Below are 24,013 nucleotides of genomic sequence, written 5' to 3'. Positions count from 1 at the left end.
CATATTGTAAGGAGCATTTTTTTGTCAAAAAATAGATTCAATATGCACCCGCTATTATATAAAATTATTTGTATAATAGTACGTGAGAACTCTTTTCAAGAGGGAGGTGTATAGTTAATGAAGTTAGTTATTCCGAAGCAACATGGTGCATGGGCCATGCTTGTTATACCTTTTCTATTAAGTGTCATACTTGGGAAACCTACTATTTATCATATTCCATTGTTTATAGCATGGTTTTTTATCTATTTAGCTACATATCCATTTCTTACGTACATAAAGCAAAGACGAAAAAAAGAGCTTTTACACGCCGCAATTGTTTATTTTAGTATTGCGTTCCTATTTGGGATGATTTCTTTATTATATGAGTGGCGAATTCTTTTATTCGTAATAGTAATGATTCCATTATTTATAGTAAATATGTATTATGCTCGTCAAAAAAATGAAAGAGCACTATTAAATGATATTTGTGCAATTATTGTATTTTGTATCGGTGGGTTAATTAGTTATTATTTTTCAATGAAGCAAATCGATCATATAGCATTATTCATTGCGCTTATTTCATTCTTATACTTTTTAGGTAGTACGTTTTATGTGAAAACGATGATTCGTGAAAAAAATAATCCGAAGTATCGTCTTATATCTTGGGGATATCATATCGTATTAACTATAATTGTATTTATGATTAATCCGTGGTGTTCTCTTATTTTTATACCAAGTGTCATTCGAGCAATTGTGTTGTATGGCAAAAAAATCTCTATTATAAAAGTAGGGATTTTAGAAATTGCTAATTCTGTATATTTTTTAATCATAACGGCAATAATTATGAAGTATGCCATTTGAAAAAACTTCCCATCGATAGATGGGAAGTTTTTAATCTTTTTCTAAAATGTGAACGGTGTACTCGCAACGTTGAATAGCTTGTTCAACAGCATAAAGTGATTGTTCAATACGAGCACGATTAAAATCTTTTTCAACTGTTTCAAGTGCTTCTTCTAAACAGTGTTTTGCTTCTTGTAATGATTGAAAAGAATCTTGTACATATCCGCGAGCATTTTGATGCATTTTATAATCCTCCTTGGCTGTTCATATACGAGTAGTATGAACAGTAAGAAAGAAAATATAATTTGTTATATTTATTATATTTGTTTGACAATTAAAGTGAAATTACGTATAGTAAGATTTAAGTGAATATTTTCTTATCCAGAGAGGTGGAGGGACTGGCCCGATGAAACCCAGCAACCGCGATGCAGGTGCTAATTCCAGCAGAACATATTTGTTCTGGGAGATAAGACGAAGATATATACGTAACTTCTTCTTATCGGAGAGGTTTTTTTGTTGTAAAAAAACCGATTACGAAAATTTATATTAAGAAGAAAGGGGTTGCGAATTACTGTGACACTCGAAAAATACGTAAAACTGCGTAGTACAGTTTATGAATATATGATAGAGCAAGATAAGCCGATATCATTGTTAGATATTCAAGAACATATCGTTTCGCATCATGAAGGAAAATTCACGAAAAAAATGTTACATCAATTTTATTTATCAAGGCTATTAGACGAACTGAAACTGGATGGGAAAATTACATTAGCTGATGAATATCTCTATACTGAAAAAGGGGTATTTTATAAGGCGAGAAAAGGGAGCTAAGCTCTCTTTTTTTAAAAATAACGGAGTATGTAGAGTAAAAGACTGCTAAAGCAGCCTGATACAGGGAATGGTGTTGAGTGTGTAGTGTCAAAAATTGAATGTGCCTGAAAGAGGCAATTCGTATCGGCTGCAAATGAAAAGAGACACCTTCGCCGAATAGGTGTCAGTCGTTTTGTAAAATAGACTTGCTATTTAACAGTTCTTAGAATAACATGCAGGGTTTTGGAAGTCAAAAGGGAATTAAAGGAAGGGGTACAATTATGTACGCTTACTTATTAAAAGATATAACGAAATGGATCCCAAAGTACGTTGTAGATAAGGGATATGAATATTATGAAGATGGACATATAGAAGATGTTGAAATACAAGATAACAAAGTGTTTGCATTCGTTACTGGAAATGCAGGGAATTATGAAGTAGTTATCGATCTCGAAGATTTTTCAAAAAGTAGTTGCGAATGTCCGTATGAAAATTATTGTAAACATATGGCGGCAGTTGTTTATGATATTCAAGGTGCTGGTGAGAGTGCAGTTAAAGAGAAACTAAAAGATTTAGAAAAAGAAGAGTTACTTACTGTATTAAATCGACTGTTGCAAAGTTCGAAAAACGTACAAATTGTAGAGAAGTTATTAAAGAAGGGGTAACTTTAAAGATAGAGGGAGTTGTTTTGTAGTGAACGTACTGATTATATACGCTCATCCTAATCCTTCAAGTTTTAACGGGGCAATTTTAGAGCATGTGCAAAAAGGGCTACAGGAAACAAATCATTCGGTTACGTTGCTTGATTTATACAAGGAACAATTTGATCCGGTACTTGTATTCAATGAAGAGAAGAAAAGACGTGATTTAGTAAATGAAGAAGAGACAGCGCGGTATAGAAAATTAGTGGAAGAAGCAGATACACTTCTCTTTATATATCCGATATGGTGGTGGGGGATGCCAGCTATTTTAAAAGGTTTTATTGACCGTATTTTCGTAGCTGGATTTGCTTATAAATATGAAGGTGCTCTTCCGAAAGGGTTATTGAAAGGTAAGAAAGCTTGGGTTATTAATACGTTAGACTCGCCTCTATGGTACGTCGCATTGTTATATCGATCAGCAGATTGGATTATGATGAAGAGAGGTGTTTTACGTTTTTGTGGCATTCGTGATATAAAACGGTCAGTTTTTCAATCTGTGAAAACGAGTAAAGTATCAAAGCGCGAAAAATGGTTATTACAAATAGAAGAAAAGGCTCGTACATTATGAATGAAGTCGATCGTATTATAAACTGTTGTCAGTATGATAACGAACTTTTTCGGAAGTATATTACGTGTTTACTTCAATTGAAAAAATGCAGCGATACATTTCAACAAATTCAAATAGAGTTAAGAAATGATTATTTAATAAGGGGAATTTGTGAAAGAGAAGTTGATGAGGTAGTACGGGGAAGTAAAGAATATGAAATGCATTTTCTTCCTAAAGTATTACAGTGGAATTTTTTGAGGGAACATCCACACCTGATTGGAAAAATTTGCGAAGATTTTTTTGCATTTGAGTCATTACATCTTAAGGACATAGAGTGGGATACAGTTATAAATTGCATGGGAAATAAATGATTTATTATGTAAAAAAGCTAGTATAAAACTAGCTTTTCGTTTAAATAACTAAGAAGCATAGACTAATGATGAAACCTGCATATAGTAAGTTAACAACGCAAAATCCCATAATGTCACGAGCACCTAAACCAGCTATCGCTAATGCTGGTAATGCCCAGAAAGGTTGAATTAAATTCGTCCAAGCATCGCCCCATGCAATTGCCATTGCTGTTTTTGCAGCAGGTACACCAAGTTCAGCGCCAGCTGGAATCATAATGGGTGCTTGCACGGCCCATTGACCGCCTCCTGATGGAACAAAGATATTAACGATGCCAGCACTTAAAAATGTAAAGAGAGGAAAAGTCGTTTCATTTGAAATGCTAATAAAGAAATTAGAAATAGCTCCTCCAAGTGAAAGTCCTTCACTATTTGCTCCAATCATCATCCCCATAATTCCTGCGTAAAACGGAAATTGAAGTAAAATGCCAGAAGCACTTTTCGTAGAGTCTGAAAAAGCGCGAATATACTGAATCGGAGTGCGGTGGAAAATAAGTCCAGCAATTAATAACATAAAAATTACGATATCGAGAGTAAGATTAAATCCTTTCGTATAAAAGTAATTGAAAATATAAATGAGACCTAACAATCCAACGCAAAGTGTAATAATGATGCTATTTTCCATTTTTTCAGCGAATGTATTTTTTTCTACTTCTTGAGCAGCAGCTTCTTCATGGAACACGCTAGGATCTACAGTTATCGTATGTTTTTCATCTGGATGCATCGCTTTATTAATGAGAGGCATCGTAACGAGAAAAATAATAACTGGAACGAGAGCGTATGGTGAGAATAGCGTTTCTGAGATTGGAATCGCTTCTTTAATACTGCCAGCTGTCGTTTTAATTAACGTTTCCCCGCCTGTTGCTAATGTCAGAGGAATAGAAGCAGAAAGCCCCGCATGCCAAATGAGAAATCCAGAATAAGAAGAGGCGATTGCTAGTCTATAATCTAATCCTTCTAATTGTCTTGCCACTTCTTTTGCGTATAAAACAGATACAACAATTCCAAAGCCCCAGTTTATGTATGCACCAAGTAAACTTACAATGGAAATGGCAATAATGCCTTGTCCAGTCGTTTTTGGTAGTCTGGCAGCTTTCGTTAATCCTTTTTTAATAAGAGGAGCATTTGCTAAAGCAGATCCAGTCACGAGTACAAGTGCCATTTGCATAGAAAAGGCGAGAAGCCCCCAAATTCCATTACCCCAGTGATTGATCATTTCTACAGGTGTTTGATGAGTCGCAAACATACCGAAGAAGATAACGAAAACAGTTAATAAACATGATAAAATAAACGGTTCTGGCAAGAAGCGTTGCACTAAGGCGACGCAACCATTTGTAAAAGAACGAAACAAAATAGATCAACCTCCTTATGTATATGTATTACAATTATTCGAGGTTATTTGAGAGATAACCTTTAATGTAAAGAAAATTCAGATATTTATAGGGTGGTAATTTATTGATAGATTGATATAGAGCCTCGTATCAGATACTGCTTTTAATATACTAGAAGAAAAACGGTTGTAAATGTGGCTAGCACTTATTGGGAGAGTATAGAGAAAGGTTACTAGCTGGTTTCAAAACAACTGTTGCAAAGGGAGAGGATACTCAATACAATAGTGTTGTATTACATGAGAAATATGTTTAAGCACAAATCTAGTTAAAATGTTTATACAAATAAATTTAATATTTAGGGGGGGTTATGATTAAAAGTTTTTATCTTTTAAAGCCTAAAATGTTTACGGCAGATATGTATTATAAAGTTTTTATTACAGGTGACTGTATATATTTTATAAAGATTGGCGGACAGTTTCATAGTCGACATGCTTATAAAAAACAGTTACCTGGTATTTCTGAGTTACTATTTTTGTTTTGCTTCAAAAAAATCGAGAAAAAACAATTAAACTTAGAAACTGAAATAGATACAAAAATACATACTGGAGATGTACATGAACTTTTGCAATTAAAGAATAACTTTTCCATTAAAACAAATACAATTGAAGAGGTACTATTAAATAAACGAGGAACGTTTCATACAGGTTTTAATGATAATGGGAAAATTTCATTTATATTACAAAATGGTCAAAAAGTAAAGTTCATCATCCCGGAAGAAACTTTATTTTCATCAATAGAAGAAATTTTCGACGAATATGAACAGACAATATTTGTAAGGGAAGTGTTTTAACGCATTCTCCAAAAGATGTGGATGTATTAGTTAAACACTTAATTAAACATGTAAACTGCTTATAGAAATTTTGATAGGCGTGTTTTAAGCAGTTATTCTTTCAGTATCTTCTAATATGTAGGAGTATAAATGAAATATCCCAACAAGAAAAAGCTTCCACTACTGTGGAAGCTTTTCTAAATGATGTGCAATATCAATATACATATTTGAGTAAACTGAATGTATTTCATTACTTGGCGTAGCGTTAGAAGAGAAGTGGACAATTACCATATTTGCTTTTGGATCGATGTAAAGTGTTTGTCCGTAACTACCTAACACTTCAAAAGCACCTTGTTCATTGTGCGGAATCCACCATTGATTATGATAAGAAATGGAAGCTCCAGGGCCAATTGCAAGTTCACCTTCTTGGACATTTTTTATATCTTCAGTAATAGAAGAAGGGAGAATTTGTTTTCCGTTATATTCCCCGTTGTTTAATAGTAATTGCCCGAATCTCGCCATATCTCTAGCAGTTGCATTTAAGCCAGCGCTTGCTTGTTCTATTTTCGTTTCATCTGTAACGTAATACGCGTTTTCTTCCATACCAATTTGAGACCAAATTCGTTCGCTAACATTTTCAGCTAATGATTTACCAGTGATAGTTCGAATAACCCAAGCGAGTGTTTCCGCTGATCCGTTATCGTAAGAAAAATCGGAACCAGGAGGTGCAGTTTCTTCTGCTTCTTGTAACATATCGTAAATTTTCATCGGACCGTCGTAGTTTTTACCTCGAGGTAAAATATTGCTCGCTAAATATAGTTGTGTATCTTGATTTTCTAATGCTGGATGTTCATATCCGTGAGTAGGGTACTGTGCAGAAACTTGCATGTCCAATAATTGCTGAAGTGTGGCATTACCGAACGGTGTATTTTTTAATTCTTTTATATATGTGTCAGTTGTTTTTTCTAAGTCAATACGTTTTTCTTCAGCGAGAGATTGTATAATTGCCCCGGTAAAGACCTTTGCTAATGACGCCATACCATGAGGTTCACTCTCGTTATATTTATTGAAATATCGTTCATAAACAAGTTGTTCATTATGTATAACGACAAAAGCATCCGTTTTGTTATCGTCTAAAAGTTTTTTTAGAGGAGTTGTATTTCCGAATCTACGCTCCACAGCAAAATCGTCTAAATTTTGTAGTGCGGAAGGGAAGTGAGCAATTTGATCAGGATTGTTTTTTACGTTATTAACTAAAGTGAATTCTTTCATATGTGTGTACGACCAGCGTAAGTAAGGGTCATCTAACCAGTTTTCTTTCGTCACATTATGTTTTGATGGGGTCGTTTTATTTTGTTTGAAGTAAGTAAACCCAAGCCCTGTAATTACAAATATGGATGTTAGTATGAGTAAGAGTAGGGGAGATTTTTTTAGTTTCATATAGGTCCCTCCTTTTTATTTCTATTATAAGTATACGCTTCTATTGAAAGAAATACAAAATAAGGAAAGTAAACGGGGAAGTTTACTTTCCTTATTAACGTTAAGCAGAAATTTTTCCGTCTGTAGATTGTTTCTTGAATTTTTGTTTTCGTCCGTGTAATCCGTAATATAAAAGTAAAGTGAAAGCAACGATAATAGCTGCGATAAAATACATATTATGATAACTGGATTTGGCTGCGACAATACCTAGAATGAAAGAACCAAAGCCAATACCACTATCAAAGAATGAGAAATACGTAGCTGTCGCAGAACCACGTCTATGGTTTGGAGCTGCAGAAATCGCAATCGTTTGGAAACTCGGAATTAATGTTCCGTAACCTAAACCGATTAGCATACCTGCGCCAAGGAACCAAAATGACGTTTGTGCTTGGCTTAATATGAACATTCCGATTGTGAAAATAATGATAGCAGGGTAAACAAGTACATTTTCACCGAAGCGATCAAAAATCTTTCCTGTAAATGGACGAGAAATTACAACGACAAGTGCATATACAATGAAGAAATAACTTGCAATTTCACTTAAACCGATTTCTTTCGCATAAATAGGAATGAAGGATAAAATACCACTATAAGAAAAGGCTAAAACAAATCCTGTAAGTGCAATCGGAATAGAAGATGGTTCAATTAAGTCTTTCCATTTCATTTTTTCGCGTTTTTGTTTGCTTACAGGTGCTTCATGCGGAATATTTACAAGTAGTCCTAATAAAAATGCAAGTAATGAAAATACGGAACAAACGATAAATAACACAGTGAACGAAAAATGAGAAATAATTGTTAAACCTAAAAAAGGACCAATTACCATCGGCAGACTCATAAATACGCCGAAATATGCAAGTGCTTCGCCTCGTCTATGAGCTGGCGCAACATCAGTTACAATCGTACCAGTAGCTGTCGTTGCCATCCCGAACCCAATACCGTGTAAGAAGCGAAGGGCAAGTAATAAAAATAAACTTTGCGCACCGAAATACATAACAGTAGCGGCTAAAAATAATGAAAGTGAAATAAATAATATTTTCTTTCTTCCTAAATCATCGAGCCATTTTCCTGTGAATGGTCTACATAAAACAGAAGAAATAAGAAACACAGTTGCAACTAAACCAATTTCCTCAGGTTTTCCTTTTAGGCCGTCTATTACATAGACAGGCAGAGTAGTCATAAGCATGTAAAATGTTAAGAAGAGAAATAGACTACTAAAACAAGTTCCGAGGAAATCCTTCGTCCAAAGTTTCTCACTTTGCATCGTCATCCCTCCAATTTAATCTAAATTTTTAATAATTTGTTGTAACACTTGAAATGCTTGATGTAAATCATCTTCGTTAATACCTTCTAGCGTTTTTTCTTCGAAAGTATCAACTTCTTCTTGCCATACTGGAACCATCTTTATCGCTGTTTCGGATAAAGAAATGAGCTTCTCGCGGCGATCTTTACCTTCTGTACGAATAATCCATCCCATCGTTTCCATACGTGTTAACGTACGAGTCATCGTTGGTGATTCAACATTTAAATATTGGCATAATTCTGTTTGGGTACAAGAACCAGTTTGATTAATGCGGAAAATAACAGCCCACTGCGCACTAAATAACCCAGTTGGAGATACACGCTCATTAAATTTCTTCGTAAACTTTCGAGAAGTCTGGCTGACGATATGAAAAAAATGTTGTTTTTCGTCCATGTATTTTGATCCTTTCAAATTAGTTACCTAGCTAACTATATACTTTTTTATAATAATTGTCTAGTAATAGACATGTTGATTTATGTAAAAAATTCTTATAGGTTTTATGTTGCGAACGTATATTCTACGTGCTATTCTTTAATTAAGTAAAGAATTTTCTTTCTATTAAATAGAATGGGGGAACTTGTGATGATTAAGCCTGCAACAATGGAGTTTGTTTCACTATCGAACGGAGAAACGATTGCATATCAGGAAGTTGGAAGGCGAAATACAGATATTCTTGTACTCATTCACGGGAACATGACATCGTCACAACACTGGGATTTAGTCATTGAAAAGTTGCAAAATCAATACCATATTTACGCTCTTGATTTAAGAGGATTTGGACAATCAACATATAATCAGTCGATAGATTCATTACAAGACTTTGCAGAAGATGTAAAATTATTTATCGACGAGTTAAAGCTAGAGAAATTCTCATTAATGGGCTGGTCAATGGGCGGTGGTGTTGCGATGCAATTTACAGCGAATCACCCAACTTTTGTAGAAAAGTTAATTTTAGTAGAATCAGTAGGAATGAAAGGATACCCAATCTTTAAAAAAGATACGAATGGGCAGCCAATCGTATCAAGTTTAGTAAAGACGAAAGAAGAAATTGCGCAAGATCCAGTACAAATCGCTCCAGTATTAGACGCGATAAAAAATATGAACAAACTATATTACCGTACAGTATGGAATCTATTAATATATACACATAATCAACCTGAACCGGACCGTTATGAAAAGTATTTGGATGATATGTTAACGCAGCGTAATTTCGTAGATGTGAATTATGCGCTCATCACATTTAATATTTCGGATGAACATAATGGGGTTGTAGAGGGAAGTAAGCAAATTCATCGTATTAAAGCGCCGACACTCGTCATACAAGGTGATAGGGATTATGTCGTACCGCAAGTAGTCGGTGAGGAATTAGCGAAACATTTGCCAAATGCAGAGTTGAAGGTATTAGAAGATTGCGGACACTCACCGTTTATTGATTGTTTAGATGTATTTATAAAACATGTAGAAGATTGGTTAAAATAGAAAGAATCCCCAAAATGAAAAGTGTTGCATATACTATAACATTTGTATGTAAAAGGGGAGATTATCAATGCATAAACCATCCTTAATCGCTTATTCGCCATATGATCATCAAATATACAAAAAAATAATGATAGACCCGATGTATATGCAAGTTTTACCAGCTGTAGTTCCTTTACAAATGCAGCAGCCACTAGCAGCTCACATGCAACATTACTTATATGGACCATCATTTTATGAAAATCCATATTTCAAGCACTTTCATAACAATGTGAAAGCACAAGTTTGGGAAGGATAGGAAGCTAAAAGGTTCATTCTTTTAGCTTCTTTTTTATTGCGAATATTCGTACACGCATTTGAAGAAACAGTTTATAATGAAAAGTGGAAGCGTGAGAAGGAGAGGGACAAAGGATGTCAATGCGTTTTACATTTTGGATTATGGTTGGGATTGTAGCAATTTCTGGTTTATCACAAGGAATGCTCTTACCTGCCATTGCAATGATTTTTGAACAAGAAGGGGTTAGTTCAAGTATTAACGGTATTCATGCAACGGCATTATACATTGGGATATTAGTTATTTCGCCGTTTCTTGAAAAACCGATGCAAAGGTTTGGAATGAAGCCAATTATCGTTATAGGTGGGTTTCTCGTTATTATTTCATTATTCTTTTTTACACAAACATTTTCGTTTTGGGTATGGTTTATCCTTAGATTTCTAGTTGGAGTCGGAGATCATATGCTGCATGTCGGAACGCAAACGTGGATCACGACAACATCAGACCCAAGTAAAATAGGGAGACAAGTATCGATATACGGTGTATTCTTCGGAATTGGTTTTGCTGTTGGTCCGTATTTAGCAAGCACTGTGCAGTACGGTCTTGCAACACCATTTATTATATCTACTATACTTTGTTTAATAGGTTGGCTTTTACTACTTCCAACAAAAAATGCATTCCCAGCGCAAGATGAAAGAGAAGTGAAGAGTGAATCATCATTTTCTCGTTATAAACAAGTTGTTGGATTAGGGTGGATTGCGTTACTAGGACCACTTGCATACGGTGTACTTGAGGCCATGTTAAATAGTAACTTACCAGTATACGTACTTCGTAAAGGGTGGTCTGTTTCAGATGTATCCTTCTTATTACCAGCATTTGCAGTTGGGGGTATTATTACACAAATTCCGCTCGGTATATTGAGTGATAAATACGGAAGGGATCGTATATTAACGTGGACGTTTAGCATAAGTACGGGCATTTTTCTACTTGCCGCCGTATTTGATCAATATTACTGGATCGTCTTTGCCTGCATGCTTTTAGCGGGTATGGTTATTGGATCGTGTTTCTCTTTAGGGCTTGGATTTATGACTGATTTATTACCGAGACACTTACTACCGGCAGGTAATATATTATCCGGAATCGCTTTTAGTTTAGGAAGTATTATGGGGCCTGTATTAGGCGGCGTATTTATAGAAAAAATACAGTATACAAGCTTTTTTATTGCGGTTATGATTATAATGGGAATTCTAGCAATGTTATACATGGTCTACATGAAGAATCAATTCGCATCAAGAAAAATAGAAAGTAGGTTAGGGCATGACAAAACAACCTAATAAAAAGAAATTTGAAGTACTTGAAAATGAAACAATTACAGACTGCTTAGCACGTATGGAACAAGAAGGCTACGCTCCGTCTCGTCGTATGGAAGAGCCGATCTTTCATGAAGTAAAGAAAGACGGCAAAACAGTAGTTGAGCCGTGCGGTAGGAAGATTGTTTTTGAAGGGAAATTGAAGTAATCCAATAACAAATTCTCTTTATCGTATAGAGCCATCCAATAGCTGGGTGGCTTGTTTTTTTATTAATCAATGAAGGAAGGAATTAATTAAAATGAATCTCCCTTTCATTTCTCCTAATTGGCTTCTTTATATGGGTCAAAAGATTGCTACTTTTTTCGTATATTGGTAAAATAAGTTCTTGGGTCTTACTTATTGTTATCGGTATAATGTTTGTCGCTTAACGTAAAGAAATTAGTTACAAAGATTCCATAATATTTAAAGGGGGTACAGCAACGATCCCCTCTTTTTGGAGCCACTCACAAACGTAAAGCAAGAGAAGAGGCTATATGAACTATTCTTCTATCTTGTTTAGATTAAACGAGTTACTGCAATTGGAACAGGTATATGAAACTAGTCGACATCCTGATGGATCATGTTTTTCTAGCAATCTATCAATTCTGATGGAATTGATAGATTGCTAGAGAATGGAAAATGATTATCTGTATATTCCGAAGCAGATGTAACAGAGTGTCCGTCCATAATTAAGGGTAAAACCAAAATACGTTGTTTTAAAGAATGATTTGTTAGAACTGGTTATAAGTAATAAAACAGAAAAGAGGATCACATGTTAGATACTTTACAGAGAAGTAAAAAGTTTTTTTTATTATGTCTTATTTTTTTAGTGCTTTTAACTGCTTGTGGTAATACAGATGTTAAGACATCTAAAGCTTCATTACCACCGGCTGAATCTAATATAGATACATCATTAAAAGCACCAAATTGGGTAGAGAAGAGTCCTATCCAACAGTCTCCTAATTTTACGGAAGATAAAAAAGTAAAATCGGTTGTGAATTTAATAGCAACGGGTGATAATTTATATCATGACGCAGTAATTAAAGATGGCAAACAAAAAGACGGTTCATATGATTATAACTATATTTATGAAAATATCAAAAAAGCTGTTAAATCAAGTGATCTTGCTATCGTGAACCAGGAGACTCCAATTGCAGGAAATAATCTAAAAGTACAGGGATATCCGACTTTCAATACACCTGAAGAAGTAGGACAATCTTTAGTGGACACTGGATTCAATATAGTGACTCAAGCGACAAATCATGCTATGGATATGGGTATTAAAGGTGTTGCGAATACAAGAGAATACTGGAAGAAATATCCGGATGTTATCCCAGTAGGCATTAATGAGAATCAAAACGAGCGTAATGAAATAAAAACGATTACAAAAAATGGTATTCGCTTTGCATTACTAAATTATACATATGGTACGAATGGAATTAAAATCCCGGCTGATAAGTCTTGGGCTTTAAATTTAATTGATAAAAAAGCGATACAAAATGATGTGGAAAAGGCAAAGAGTAGCTCTGATATGGTGATTGTTATGGTGCATTGGGGAGTAGAATATACATCTACACCTTCAAAGCAACAAAAAGAAGTTGCTCAATATTTAACAGATTTAGGTGTAGATGTAGTAATTGGAAATCACCCACATGTAATTCAACCAATTGAGTGGAAAAAAAATAAAGATGGACATGAAACGCTAATCTATTATTCTCTTGGAAATCTTATTTCTGCGCAAGAAAAATTAGAAACATTAGTTGGAGGATTATCTTATGTACAATTTGTTAAGTATGAAGATAAAACTTTTGGTATACGACAAGCGGCAATCGTACCGACAGTAACCGACTATGCTGATGGTAAGAAACAATTTAAAATTCAATTCTTAAAAGATTACTCGGATGAAAATTCTAAAAAACATGGAATTAAAAAGTTTGTCGGCCCCGTTTCTTTGAAGGATTTCAAGGAGATTCCTAGAGACGTGTTGGGAAATTGGTATAAAGACTAATAAACAAAAAGGGAATGAGATACAATTAAAAAATTTATAATTTTAGCATTGGTATTGGCAATGGGATGGAGTCTTGCTGCTTGTAGTGGAAAGCAAACATCTCAGGAAACTACTAATAATAACGATAAAAATAAAAATAAAAATGAAATACATGCGAAGAAAAAAGATGTTTTACCTATTTCTGATGTTAATGATTGGAGAATTATCCTTGTAAATAGAGAGCATATGTTATCAAAGGAACTAGGAATTGAATTAACAAGTATCACCCAAAATGCGAAGCCAAATATGAAAATAGATAGTAGAATTGCAACTTCCTATCAGGATATGGTAGCAGCTGCAAAAAAAGAGGGAATCAATCTTTATTTAAGATCAGGTTATCGAGCTATAAAATTACAACAAACTTATTATGATGCTTCAGTTAAAAGCTATAAATCTCAAGGTTTGTCGGATAAAGAGGCTAGTGCTAAGGCATTGGAATATCTTCAGTATCCTGGTGCAAGTGAACATCATACTGGATTAGCGTTAGACATTATTTCAGTTGAATGGCAGAATACTGTAGAAGATTTAAATGCAAAATTTGAAACTACCGATGCATTCAAATGGTTAGATAAGAACGCTGCAGAATATGGATTTACTCTCCGCTATCCAAAAGATAAAGAGAATATTACTGGCATTAAGTATGAGCCATGGCACTATCGTTATGTAGGGAAAGAAGTTGCTGTTTATCTAAAAGAAAAAGGGTTAACTTTAGAAGAATATAACGAAAAAATTAAGTCTGGTAAGTAAAAATACACTTTGATTCTATTAAAAAGTCAGATTTGGAGGGTGTGTTAATCTTCCTCCTAGAATTGCGAAAACTGTGTATGATAATGTAAGCACGTATGAATCAGTTATCGTGTGAAACGATGTATGAATAAAGAAGTTACATTTATAAAAGAAGCAATGAAAAAGGATCTGATATTCATATCAGATCCTTTTTCATTCGCAACATAGAATACTTACTTAACTAATCCTTAAAGACTACCTGCTTTTCAGGTACTACAATAGTAACTTTGCTTTTTTATTTTGGATGTTCGTTTTTCTTAGCTTGATAGACATGTGGAGATAGCTCAAACAATGCGATTAGCAGTGTTTTTTGTTAGCATGATTTGTGCACTGGCTGTTTACTATTGCTTTCAGATCAACAATAAAGAATTCTGCAATAGATGACAGAACGTATATTTGGTATAATGGAAATATACTACGTAAAATAATGCACATGAGTTATAAAATTTATGTAAAGAGGTAAGGACTACATAATAATAATTAAATGTAAAAGTTCTAGTACATATAGGGTTCAGTTCATGTTAAGCAAATTCGTTATGAGAAAGGAAAAGATGTAATGAATCAAATTTCATTTGAAGATTTATTTGAAGACGAAAAAGAAAATAAACAAGAAAAGGTAGAGGTAGCCGAAATACCTGCACCTTTATCAACATTGCAAAAAAATATATTAGAATTAATGGATTCTGAAGAAATAAGTGCACTGGAGCTATGCGAACAGTTAATACGATCTGGTAAAATATCAGATGAAAGATTTACAACGAATAAGCCAAAAGCATATGGACAAGTATGCTTAGCATTGGAAGGCTTTGTTACAGAAGGAAAGCTTACTTTTGTTAAAAATGATGAGAAAAGAGATAGGGTGTATAAAGTGAAAGAAGAATTTTCTAACATATAAGATGTACAGAGGAACATGAATGATTTTCAGGAAGGTAGTTCATTTTCTACTTCTACATTAAAAAAAGGTGCCAATCTTTCTTGATTGACACCTTTTTTAATAATCTAACATCTAACGTATTTACGTTTGAAACCAACTCTTCCTCTATCGACTTCTTTCTGAATACTTTCGGAAGCATTTAACAAACTGCTTTTTTTATTATCACGTTTTACTTCAACTATACCAACTTCTTTTGCAGTCTCGACTGCTTTTTCGTGTAGTGGCACATATGAAATTGCTACAGTATTTATAAAATTATTCATAGCAGATTTTGTTCGTTCTGGCGCAGTATGAATTGTATTTTTTACAATTTCAAGCATATCGGAAATTTTGCTTTCGACAAATTCATTGTCTTTGCGATTTCCTAAAAGCCAGCAGTAGCAACTCCAGCCAGCTGACATTCGTAGTTCGTCCCCACTTGCAATCCATTTATCAGCAACGTCTTGTGCAATAGTTGACTCCGATAAAGTCACTGCCACTACATAATCAGATAGCATATAAAAATATGCCCCGTCGATCCAGCGATCAAAATCAGATTCATTCATGGCTTTTGGATCTGCAATAATACCTGCAAAGTACATAGCATCGTAGTTACCTGTAGCATAAAGTTCCTCAGCTAACTCTTGATTTACTTTTATTTTCTTAGCGATTGGTTTCATAGCACCTGTAGTTACGCCAAAAACCGGCTCGTGTGCACCGTTAGAGATGTATGTTTTTTTCGTTCTTTCCTTACCAAGGGTTTCAAGCTCTTGTATGACTGTTTTAAAATCCATAGCTGTGCACTTCCTTCCTCAATATAAGTAATCATCTAGTTTATATATTTTCAATTCTAATACTAATCGTATGTGAGTAGGATGTCTACTTTCTATAATATTCCCGTATTAATTTTGAAAGCCTAGCTATTCATACTTATGAGGATACTATATTAATGTAAAGGGAGGGACAATACGGATGTAAATAATATTTTATCTTTGGCTCTTTCTCTGTATTATCATGTTATTTTATAATAAGGAAATAAATAGCATTTTAAATTAAGTATGTGAGGTTAGTTATAAATGATAAAGAAATTTACTAGAGTAGTATTAACTATGGTTATGTCAATTGGTCTTATTACGGGTTGTGGGGTTACTGAAAAAACTGAAGCACAAAAGCACAAAAGCCGAAAGTGGTACAAACGGAGAAAAAGGACTATATGGATTATTCATATGGTAGCAAAGGTATATTAGTAAGTGGCAAAGCGAAAGAACGGCAACAATACGAGATTGGATATATGGATGATAATAAGTTAATTGGAATTGACGAAAATATTGAAGACTGCATTATTTTAGATAATAAAGATAAAGCAGGTCTCATTTGGAAACAAATAGAGCGTGGATCTATTATTGAAGTGCAATACGGTAAGGATCGCAATGATATCGTGGGCGTGCAATTCGTAGGAGATCGTGAGTCATATGAAATTAGTGATAAGTTTGATCGGAATACGATAAATGAGCTTGTTGAAAACGTTAAAGGGAATTTGGAATAGATGTATGTCGATAGTATAGGATCTCTTATTATGAAATTGTATGCCAGTTATTTGTCTAAGTTTAAATTGATTATTTTGACGGTATTTGTAATTAGTTGTAAAATAATTTTTGTTGACGGATTTTGTAAAAAGTATGTTAGATGAAATTCATTTGTAGGGATGACATATAAATATTTTCTTAACGGGCATAAAATAATATAATTTAAATATATAAATAAAAAGAAAATATATTAGAAGTACATAGTAGATTCATATTTTTAAAATTAATGTGACAACAAAGGGAGGTTGAGATATATACACGGCGGGAATGTGTGTATATCTATTTATAATAATGAATAAGACAATCAAACAACAAGTAATCGCACTATCAACAAGCCTAGTGATTTTAGGGAGTGTACCTTTATCAGCATCAGCAGAAGAGATAAACAAATCTCAAACTGATCAACTAAATATTGCTGAAGGAGAACATGGAACGAGCGGATTAAATTATTCTAATTTCAAGTTGGAAGTTCCTGATCATGTACAAGTTAACGAAGCAGAAGTATCTGAAAATGAAAAAATGCTTTTAGAAGAATATAAGCATAAACATGATGAAACAGAAGAATTAAACAAAATGAAAGATGCAAAGAAGGGGCAAGTAGCAGAAAAGGAAGCTATTTCAAATATTGAAAAGGCATTTGAATCTGTAGATGGTCGAAATGATGGATCTGATCGTCAAATGAAACCTGTTGCAAAGCCAAGAGGTATTCAATATAGTGCACCGAGTACGAAGAAATATGGAACACTTGCAGGAGTTCCATTTGTAGAGTGGATTGTTCCAGCAGGAAACTCTGATATTCGTCCTGCAAATCCGATGAAAGCACGTTACATTACAATCCATGAGACGGCAAATACGGCCGCTGGTGCTAATGCTGAAAATCATGCGAAATATTTATATAAGCAAGCAACGGAAGGCACTTTCCGAACAGCTTCATGGCATTTTACTGTAGACGATAAACAAATTTATCAACACTTACCAACAAACGAAAATGGTTGGCATGCAGGAGATGGAGATGGATCTGGAAACAGGGAGTCTATCGGTATTGAGATCGCGGTTAACCAAGACGGTGATTACAATAAAGCGTTAGAAAATGCAAAACGACTTGCAGGTTATTTAATGAACAAAGAAGGAATTGGTGCAGATCATATTTACAAGCATCAACAATGGAGCGGGAAAAAATGTCCTGATATTTTAATTTCACGTGGTAATTGGGCTGGTTTCGTACAAGGAATTCAATGGTATGCAAATATAAATGCGCAGATTGATACGCCTTTACAAGATAAAAATGAATCATTTGATCCAAATGAAAATAATCCAGCTGAACCTAGCATGGAACTAGTGGTAAATGGTAGCGGCATCAATGTGCGTAGTGATGCGGGTATTGAACATCGTGTTGTACGTAAAGCTTCAAACGGAGATCGTTACAAAGTATTAGCGGTTAAAAATGGTTGGTATAAAGTAGGTAATGGAGAATGGATTTTCTATGACCCAAGTTGGATTAAAATTAACTACAATGTACCAAAGGAAGAAGTACAAAAGCCTAAGGAAGAAGTACAAAAACCAAAAGATGATATTACAGGTGGCTGGTTTGAAGGGCATATTCGTAAATTAAACAGTCTAGGTATTATGCAAGGTGAAGGTAATGGTGTGTTTGCACCATATCGAAATGTAACGAGAGCGGAGTTTGCGAAATTAATCTCGAATGCTCTTAAACTACCAGAGGGAAATAAGTCATTTGTAGATATTAATGAGACACATCCATCACTTCATGACGGTATTAAACGTTGTGCAAGTGCAGGAATTATTAATGGTCGTGGTGAAGGGGTTTTTGATCCTAACTCACCAATTACTCGTGAAGAAGTATCTATTATGATTGACAAAGCACTACGATACAAAGGAATTACAGGTGAGTTAGTAGCATTACCATTTACAGATAAGCATTTAATAACATACAAAGAATCGGTTCAACGATTATACAGCTTAAAGGTAGTTAATGGTGTTGGAAATAATGAGTTTGATCCCCGAGGTACAGCAACTCGTGGTCAGGCAGCTGCCTTTATTGTGAAGATGTTAGATTCAATGCAAAAATAAAATAAAACTTGAATCAGTGGGGCCACTCGCGTTGCAATCGAGCAGTTTATTCACCGAATTTTGAAATGAGAGTTTTACTGCCTGCAAATAGTAGAATAAATTGTATGTAGAAGCTGACATTGGTAGAAGTAAAAAATAAGAAGAATTTGAAAGGAGCTATCCAAAATAATAATTTGGAATAGCTCCTATTTAGTAGGAAGAACAAATTGTATTTCATAGATTGTAATGTAGAATGCCCTTCCAAGCCCCTCATAAGCCCCTACCAAGTAATAAATCACTAAGAAAAAACAAAAACAAAAACAACTACAAGAACAAAACAAGCACGAAAAAATGAAACCGGCGTTGTAGTAGTAAAAAAAATTGTAATTCGAATGCCAAAACCATTCCAGCATTCCTATTTTTATAATAAAGGATTAAAATCTTCCTATTTACTAGCAAAGAGTGGAGGGAAACATATGGCGGTATACCGTAATGTGCAGGTGAAATTTTGGCAAGATGAATTCATATTAGATTTAACGCCAGAGGAGCGTTATTTTTACATATATTTGTTAACTGGTACGAAAACGAAGCAATGTGGTATTTACATATTACCGAAGCGTGTGGCAGAGCTTGAAACAGGTTATAGTATGGAGACTGTTGAGAAGTTGCTAAACAGGTTTGTTGAGTATGGAAAGATTTTATATGATACGGAAACGAAAGAGGTATTCATAATAAACTGGTTACACTATAACCCTATTTCAAATACGAATGTAGAAAAGTGCGTATTACGTGAGTTAAAGACTGTAAAAAGTAATGAGTTCATACATATGTTTTTACGTAAATGCCTTGAAGAAGAATACACGATTCCATTATTATTGCAGCATTTTGGTATGCCAAAAGAAGAGGATAATAGTGGTTCACAAGTAGTTATTGAAGAGAAAGAAGAAGCGGAAGAGGTAGAAAGTATAGAAGAGGACGTTCCAAATAGTGAAGTTTATAAGTTTTATGAACAAAATATTAGTAGTTTATCCCCATATATTGTGAAAGAATTGAAGAATTGGATACAAAGATTTTCTGGAGAGAAAGTGTTAGAGGCACTTAAAATTGCGTTTGAAAATAATAAGAAAACGTTAGCTTATGTGAAGGGGATTTTGAGGAATTGGTGTAAGAAAGAACGAGTAAATTTTAGTGAAGGAATGCATAGGAGAGAAGTATTCGATTTGTATGATCCATAGTTTGGATAAGGATCTTTTCTTTTCTAAAAGGTTCTTTCACAATAGAAGCGAATAGTGTGAGAAAGGGGTGGTTATATGGAAGTCGTTATAAAGAAGAAACGAAAAAGGGGAAGAAGAATTTTTATTTGGGCTAGTAGTATCGTTCTCTTGTTAGTTATTTCCGCTGCGATTTTTTTGAACATATATACGTTGAAATCTATGCCAAAGATAGATGGAACGATAAAGCTAGAGGATTTACAACACGCTGTGACGGTGAAGCGGGATAGTAAAGGTGTACCGCATATTAAATCGGAAAATGCACATGATTTATATTTTTCACAAGGATATGTACAAGCGCAAGATCGGTTGTTTCAAATGGATTTAAGTAGAAGACAAGCTTCTGGTATGTTAAGTGAAGTTGTTGGGGAAGCAGCCGTTGACCGAGATAAATTGTTTCGAACACTCGGTTTACGGCGAGCGGCAGAAGCTTCAGTTAGTCAATATGATGGAGAAGCAAAATATGCCCTGCAGTCATTTGCTGATGGGGTGAACGCTTTTATACGTGAGGCGAAAGCGGAAAAGAAATTACCAGTTGAGTTTACTATATTAGGTTATGAGCCTTCTGAATGGTCAATTGTTGATTCTTTAACAATTGGGAAGTATATGGCGTTTGACTTAGGGGGACATTGGCATGGACAGGCGTTTCGATATTGGGCGCTGAAAAACCTTCCGAAAGAGCAAGCAAATGAGCTATTTCCTACATATCCGAAAGATGCACCTAGATTGCTAGCTGAACTAAAAACTACAAATGTGGACGTAGCACAAAGTTTTTCAAAAACGATAATTCCCCCGGAGTTTAACGGTAGTAATAACTGGGTTGTGAGCGGTGAGAAGAGTGCGTCAGGTAAGCCGATTTTAGCAGATGACCCTCATTTATCCCTTGCGACACCTTCTATATGGTATCAAACGAGACTTGAAATGAAAGATTTAAATGTGAGTGGCGTTATTTTCGCTGGAGTACCAGGTGTTATATTAGGCCACAATGACAAAATAGCGTGGGGCGTTACGAATACGGGGCCTGATGTGCAAGATTTATATATTGAGAAGAGAAATCCTAATAATGAAAATGAATTTCTGTATAACGATAAATGGGAGAAAGCTACGGTAGTTGATGAATCGATTAAAGTAAAAGGCGGGAAGACAATTCCTTATAACGTTACGATTACGAGGCATGGGCCAGTAATTTCAGAGTTTGCGGATAAGGGGAAGGAGAAAACGAAAACCGTATTCTCTTTAAAGTGGACTGCTTTAGAACCGTCAGCTGAGTTAAAAGCTGTATTAAATATGAACAAAGCAAAAGACTGGACTGAGTTTGAAACCGCTCTTCAAGATTTTCATACACCAACGCAAAACTTTGTGTTTGCATCAAACGATGGCACGATTGCTTATAAAGCGAATGGAAATATACCAGTGCGTAAAAAAGGCGATGGTAGCTTGCCTGTTCCAGGATGGACAGATGAATATGAATCGGAAGGATATATTCCATTTGATCAGCTGCCGAAAGTTATAAATCCGAAAGAAGGGTTTATTTCAACTGCGAATAATAAAATTGTTGATGATGATTATCCGTATCATATTAGCAATACGTGGGCACAGCCATATAGGCAACTGCGTATTCAAGAATTTTTGCAAGAGAAGGAAAAGTATACGGTAAAAGATTTAGAAGAGTTACAGATGGATCAAAAGAATTTATACGGGAAAGAGTTTACTCCTATATTTTTAAAAGAGTTAAATAAAGCATCTTTAAATGAGGTAGAGAAAGAAGGTGTAAACCAATTAACAAAGTGGAATTTTTACGATAGTAAAGATGAAGCGGCACCACTAATTTTTCATTTATTAATGAAAGAGATTTCGAATACGTTATTTTCAAAAGAAATACCGAAAGATGTAATGGAGTTATTTGAAGGGAAGTCACAAGTTGTGGATGAATTAATCCGGAAACAAGTAGCAGGAGAAAATAGTGCATGGTTTTCTAAGCACGGAGGTTTCACAAAAGTTGTGCATACATCGTACGAGAATGTAATGAAGAAATTGCAGAAGGAATATGGACCCGATGTTGGGGGCTGGAAGTGGGGCGATTATCATCAACTCGCTTTTACACATCCAATTTCGAAATCATCGAGTATGTTAGCATTACTAGCTTTTAATCGTGAGAAACCAGTTCCAATTGGCGGAAGTCAAGTTACCGTCCAAGCAGCAAGTTACGGCGAGAACGGCATTGTAAATCACGGAGCTTCTTGGCGATTCGTTATTGATACAAAAGATATGTCAAACGGTTATCATATCGTAGGACCAGGACAGTCGGGACATTTTAGAAGCGATTGGTATCATGATCAAATAGATGATTGGGTAAGTGGCACGTATCATACGACTACATTGAATACGGAGGGAATAGAGGGGAAGGTGCTAAATTTAGAACCGAAGTGATAGGGTGTTTTTGTTTGTGGAGGGACTAGTAATAATCTTTTTGATAATGAAAGCTTATCATTTAGAACATAACCCAGTTCTTAAATAATTTTAACAGCCAGCCTACTATCATTTAATTTGATAGTAGGCTGTTTCCATCTTCGAAATACGCTGTAGCAACTTCTTCAGGATTACGATTATTTCCACATGCTGCAAGTGCTGTAACAAATAAAGCCATTACAACTATTAACATGATTATTCCAGTTTTGAGGGGAATTAGTTAACAAAGACCAGGTATTATTTGCAACAGAACGGTCCCTCTGTACCCCTTGTTTCGTCATTTTTCTACGCCATCCAACTTGACAAATGTTTTTTTATCAAACTACAATGAAAATCATTATCAATAATATAGGGAGGATACTTTTGTCAATAAATGAAAAACAATATATTTATAGGTTAATAACCAGATCTTGTTAAGCCGTATGTACTATTTTTAGTTTAGCGTTACCCAGAATGTACACCAATTAATCTCGCGAATTACAAGAAAACTATTATTGAAATGAGGCGTGCATTGTGAAGTTGGACGTGAATGAGTTAGCAGAGTATCTTGCCAATAATCCTTTCCGAGTAGAAGGAGTATATCGTTATGCTAAAAATCCAGGTGTGCCTTGTGCTGAGTCTACAGATTCTTTCCCAGGATTTGTATTTCCACTTACAGGGAAGACGCAATTTCAATTTAATGGTACGCCGTATATCCTTTCCCCAGGAAAAGTTATACATGGGGGTGCAAAAATGACATTAGCCCATAAAATGCTTGGTGAAATAAACTGGGAATATATTCTTGTTTTATATCGGATAAGCAATTCAGAACGAGAAGACTCTGGCTTTACTCATCAGCATTTTGAATTATTAACAGGACAATCTCCTCGTCTTGTCGAATTACTTATGCGTCTTTGGGATGTATATAATCAGCGTGGAGGCATTTCGATGTTTCAGACCGAAATGCTGTTTCGCGAAGCGTTGAATGAAGCTTTATTAAGTGTTTTCAATAGAGAAAGCAATTATGAGTCGCATACTTTATTCGAACGAATATCTAGTTACGTTCGTAAATACTATTATAAAGATATTACAATTCATACACTTACAGAACAAAATAATGTTAATCGAAATCGTCTTTCTTACGTGTTTAGAAAGCATGCAGGTATGGGGGCAGCAGAATATTTATTGAACTATCGTATAAAGATGGCTCAAAAAATGTTATGTACAAGTGATGTGCCTGTACAACAAATTGCGCAGGCTGTTGGAATCGCAGACCCTTTTTATTTTAGTAGAGTTTTCAAGAAGCGAGTTGGCATTTCGCCTACTAAATATCGCGAGAAGTTCATCAATAATCCATACTAATGTCAACAGGGGTCCATTCTTATTTGAAAATCACTGTTCTATACTTATGGAGAGTTAAAGGAAACATTGGATTGAAAGTACTTTCATTGAAATCACTCCTTTGTACTATCTGAATGAAAAGTTCTGGCCGGAGCATTTTCTTTTTAAGCGTAATAACGACTTTTTTACTTATATTACTGTAATATAGTGGAATTTGAAAGTGAGGAG

At 34.8% G+C, this 24,013-nt stretch carries 23 protein-coding genes, 1 pseudogene and 1 riboswitch; of the genes and pseudogenes, 18 read left to right on the top strand and 6 right to left on the bottom strand.

The window, feature by feature from the left end; translation table 11 throughout:
- The first annotated feature begins 117 nt into the window (after positions 1-117).
- The gene (locus tag AC241_RS16090; protein WP_043936663.1) at positions 118-840 is read left to right on the top strand and encodes a YwiC-like family protein; all 723 of its coding nucleotides are present in this window, start codon (positions 118-120) and stop codon (positions 838-840) included.
- Between the two features lie 30 nt (positions 841-870).
- On the opposite strand, the gene AC241_RS16085 is transcribed toward AC241_RS16090, so the two are convergent.
- The gene (locus tag AC241_RS16085; protein ID WP_016080931.1) at positions 871-1,062 is read right to left on the bottom strand and encodes a hypothetical protein; all 192 of its coding nucleotides are present in this window, start codon (positions 1,060-1,062) and stop codon (positions 871-873) included.
- 131 nt (positions 1,063-1,193) lie between these two features.
- Positions 1,194-1,292: riboswitch (SAM riboswitch) on the top strand.
- Positions 1,293-1,392: 100 nt separating this feature from the next.
- Here AC241_RS16085 and AC241_RS16080 point away from each other — a divergent pair.
- The 4 genes from AC241_RS16080 (at position 1,393) to AC241_RS16065 (ending at position 3,248) form a co-directional block, all read left to right on the top strand.
- Positions 1,393-1,650, top strand: a complete 258-nt coding sequence (locus AC241_RS16080) for a hypothetical protein (RefSeq protein WP_000171478.1) — start codon at positions 1,393-1,395, stop codon at positions 1,648-1,650.
- Positions 1,651-1,910: 260 nt separating this feature from the next.
- Positions 1,911-2,294 (top strand): SWIM zinc finger family protein, encoded by a 384-nt coding sequence (locus AC241_RS16075; RefSeq protein ID WP_016080933.1) that lies wholly within the window; start codon positions 1,911-1,913, stop codon positions 2,292-2,294.
- Positions 2,295-2,322: 28 nt separating this feature from the next.
- Positions 2,323-2,898, top strand: coding sequence for an NAD(P)H-dependent oxidoreductase (locus AC241_RS16070; RefSeq protein WP_029442826.1), 576 nt, complete (start codon positions 2,323-2,325; stop codon positions 2,896-2,898).
- Positions 2,895-3,248: a hypothetical protein gene (locus AC241_RS16065; RefSeq protein WP_029442825.1), complete on the top strand. Its 354-nt coding sequence runs from the start codon at positions 2,895-2,897 to the stop codon at positions 3,246-3,248. Before AC241_RS16070 ends, AC241_RS16065 begins: the two co-directional genes overlap by 4 nt.
- Positions 3,249-3,288: 40 nt before the next feature.
- Here the strand turns inward: AC241_RS16065 and AC241_RS16060 are convergent, their stop codons facing one another.
- A complete protein-coding gene (locus AC241_RS16060; RefSeq protein WP_016080936.1) occupies positions 3,289-4,635 on the bottom strand; it encodes a short-chain fatty acid transporter in 1,347 nt (448 codons plus the stop codon).
- 347 nt (positions 4,636-4,982) lie between these two features.
- Between AC241_RS16060 and AC241_RS16055 the strand changes: the two genes are divergently transcribed.
- Positions 4,983-5,465, top strand: coding sequence for a hypothetical protein (locus AC241_RS16055; protein WP_050844244.1), 483 nt, complete (start codon positions 4,983-4,985; stop codon positions 5,463-5,465).
- A gap of 159 nt (positions 5,466-5,624) precedes the next feature.
- On the opposite strand, the gene AC241_RS16050 is transcribed toward AC241_RS16055, so the two are convergent.
- The 3 genes from AC241_RS16050 to AC241_RS16040 all read right to left on the bottom strand — a co-directional run bounded on the left by AC241_RS16050 (position 5,625) and on the right by AC241_RS16040 (position 8,616).
- Positions 5,625-6,884, bottom strand: a complete 1,260-nt coding sequence (locus AC241_RS16050; protein ID WP_050844243.1) for a serine hydrolase domain-containing protein — start codon at positions 6,882-6,884, stop codon at positions 5,625-5,627.
- Positions 6,885-6,984: 100 nt separating this feature from the next.
- Positions 6,985-8,184, bottom strand: a complete 1,200-nt coding sequence (locus AC241_RS16045; protein WP_016080939.1) for an MFS transporter — start codon at positions 8,182-8,184, stop codon at positions 6,985-6,987.
- A 15-nt stretch (positions 8,185-8,199) separates the two neighbouring features.
- Positions 8,200-8,616, bottom strand: coding sequence for a MarR family winged helix-turn-helix transcriptional regulator (locus AC241_RS16040; RefSeq protein WP_016080940.1), 417 nt, complete (start codon positions 8,614-8,616; stop codon positions 8,200-8,202).
- Between the two features lie 189 nt (positions 8,617-8,805).
- Between AC241_RS16040 and phaZ the strand changes: the two genes are divergently transcribed.
- From phaZ to AC241_RS16005, 7 genes are all read left to right on the top strand, one after another.
- Complete coding sequence (gene phaZ / locus AC241_RS16035) at positions 8,806-9,702, top strand: intracellular short-chain-length polyhydroxyalkanoate depolymerase (RefSeq protein ID WP_050844241.1); 897 nt, start codon at positions 8,806-8,808, stop codon at positions 9,700-9,702.
- Between the two features lie 67 nt (positions 9,703-9,769).
- Positions 9,770-9,997, top strand: coding sequence for a hypothetical protein (locus AC241_RS16030; RefSeq protein WP_016080942.1), 228 nt, complete (start codon positions 9,770-9,772; stop codon positions 9,995-9,997).
- Between the two features lie 113 nt (positions 9,998-10,110).
- Positions 10,111-11,307, top strand: coding sequence for an MFS transporter (locus AC241_RS16025; RefSeq protein WP_050844238.1), 1,197 nt, complete (start codon positions 10,111-10,113; stop codon positions 11,305-11,307).
- A complete protein-coding gene (locus AC241_RS16020; protein ID WP_000166303.1) occupies positions 11,291-11,491 on the top strand; it encodes an NETI motif-containing protein in 201 nt (66 codons plus the stop codon). Before AC241_RS16025 ends, AC241_RS16020 begins: the two co-directional genes overlap by 17 nt.
- Positions 11,492-12,095: 604 nt before the next feature.
- Positions 12,096-13,331 (top strand): CapA family protein, encoded by a 1,236-nt coding sequence (locus AC241_RS16015; RefSeq protein ID WP_050844236.1) that lies wholly within the window; start codon positions 12,096-12,098, stop codon positions 13,329-13,331.
- A gap of 48 nt (positions 13,332-13,379) precedes the next feature.
- Positions 13,380-14,117 (top strand): M15 family metallopeptidase, encoded by a 738-nt coding sequence (locus AC241_RS16010; RefSeq protein WP_080990816.1) that lies wholly within the window; start codon positions 13,380-13,382, stop codon positions 14,115-14,117.
- A gap of 595 nt (positions 14,118-14,712) precedes the next feature.
- A complete protein-coding gene (locus AC241_RS16005; RefSeq protein ID WP_050844234.1) occupies positions 14,713-15,051 on the top strand; it encodes a DUF3895 domain-containing protein in 339 nt (112 codons plus the stop codon).
- A gap of 104 nt (positions 15,052-15,155) precedes the next feature.
- Here the strand turns inward: AC241_RS16005 and AC241_RS16000 are convergent, their stop codons facing one another.
- Entirely contained in the window at positions 15,156-15,863 is a 708-nt protein-coding gene (locus AC241_RS16000) for a DNA alkylation repair protein (protein ID WP_050844231.1), read from the bottom strand.
- Between the two features lie 282 nt (positions 15,864-16,145).
- Here AC241_RS16000 and AC241_RS15995 point away from each other — a divergent pair.
- From AC241_RS15995 to AC241_RS15975, 5 genes and pseudogenes are all read left to right on the top strand, one after another.
- Positions 16,146-16,615 (top strand): annotated as a pseudogene (locus AC241_RS15995) (hypothetical protein).
- A gap of 331 nt (positions 16,616-16,946) precedes the next feature.
- Positions 16,947-18,746: an S-layer homology domain-containing protein gene (locus AC241_RS15990; RefSeq protein ID WP_043315772.1), complete on the top strand. Its 1,800-nt coding sequence runs from the start codon at positions 16,947-16,949 to the stop codon at positions 18,744-18,746.
- A gap of 371 nt (positions 18,747-19,117) precedes the next feature.
- Positions 19,118-19,960: a DnaD domain-containing protein gene (locus AC241_RS15985; protein ID WP_155417066.1), complete on the top strand. Its 843-nt coding sequence runs from the start codon at positions 19,118-19,120 to the stop codon at positions 19,958-19,960.
- Positions 19,961-20,035: 75 nt separating this feature from the next.
- The gene (locus tag AC241_RS15980; RefSeq protein WP_050844227.1) at positions 20,036-22,426 is read left to right on the top strand and encodes a penicillin acylase family protein; all 2,391 of its coding nucleotides are present in this window, start codon (positions 20,036-20,038) and stop codon (positions 22,424-22,426) included.
- A 552-nt stretch (positions 22,427-22,978) separates the two neighbouring features.
- Positions 22,979-23,806, top strand: a complete 828-nt coding sequence (locus AC241_RS15975; protein ID WP_043936646.1) for a helix-turn-helix transcriptional regulator — start codon at positions 22,979-22,981, stop codon at positions 23,804-23,806.
- Positions 23,807-24,013 lie beyond the last annotated feature (207 nt).

The organism is Bacillus thuringiensis, from assembly GCF_001182785.1.
GTDB classification, from domain to species: domain Bacteria; phylum Bacillota; class Bacilli; order Bacillales; family Bacillaceae_G; genus Bacillus_A; species Bacillus_A thuringiensis_S.
Note: the sequence above shows the minus strand (reverse complement) of the source record. Positions and strands in the feature narration are given on the sequence as shown.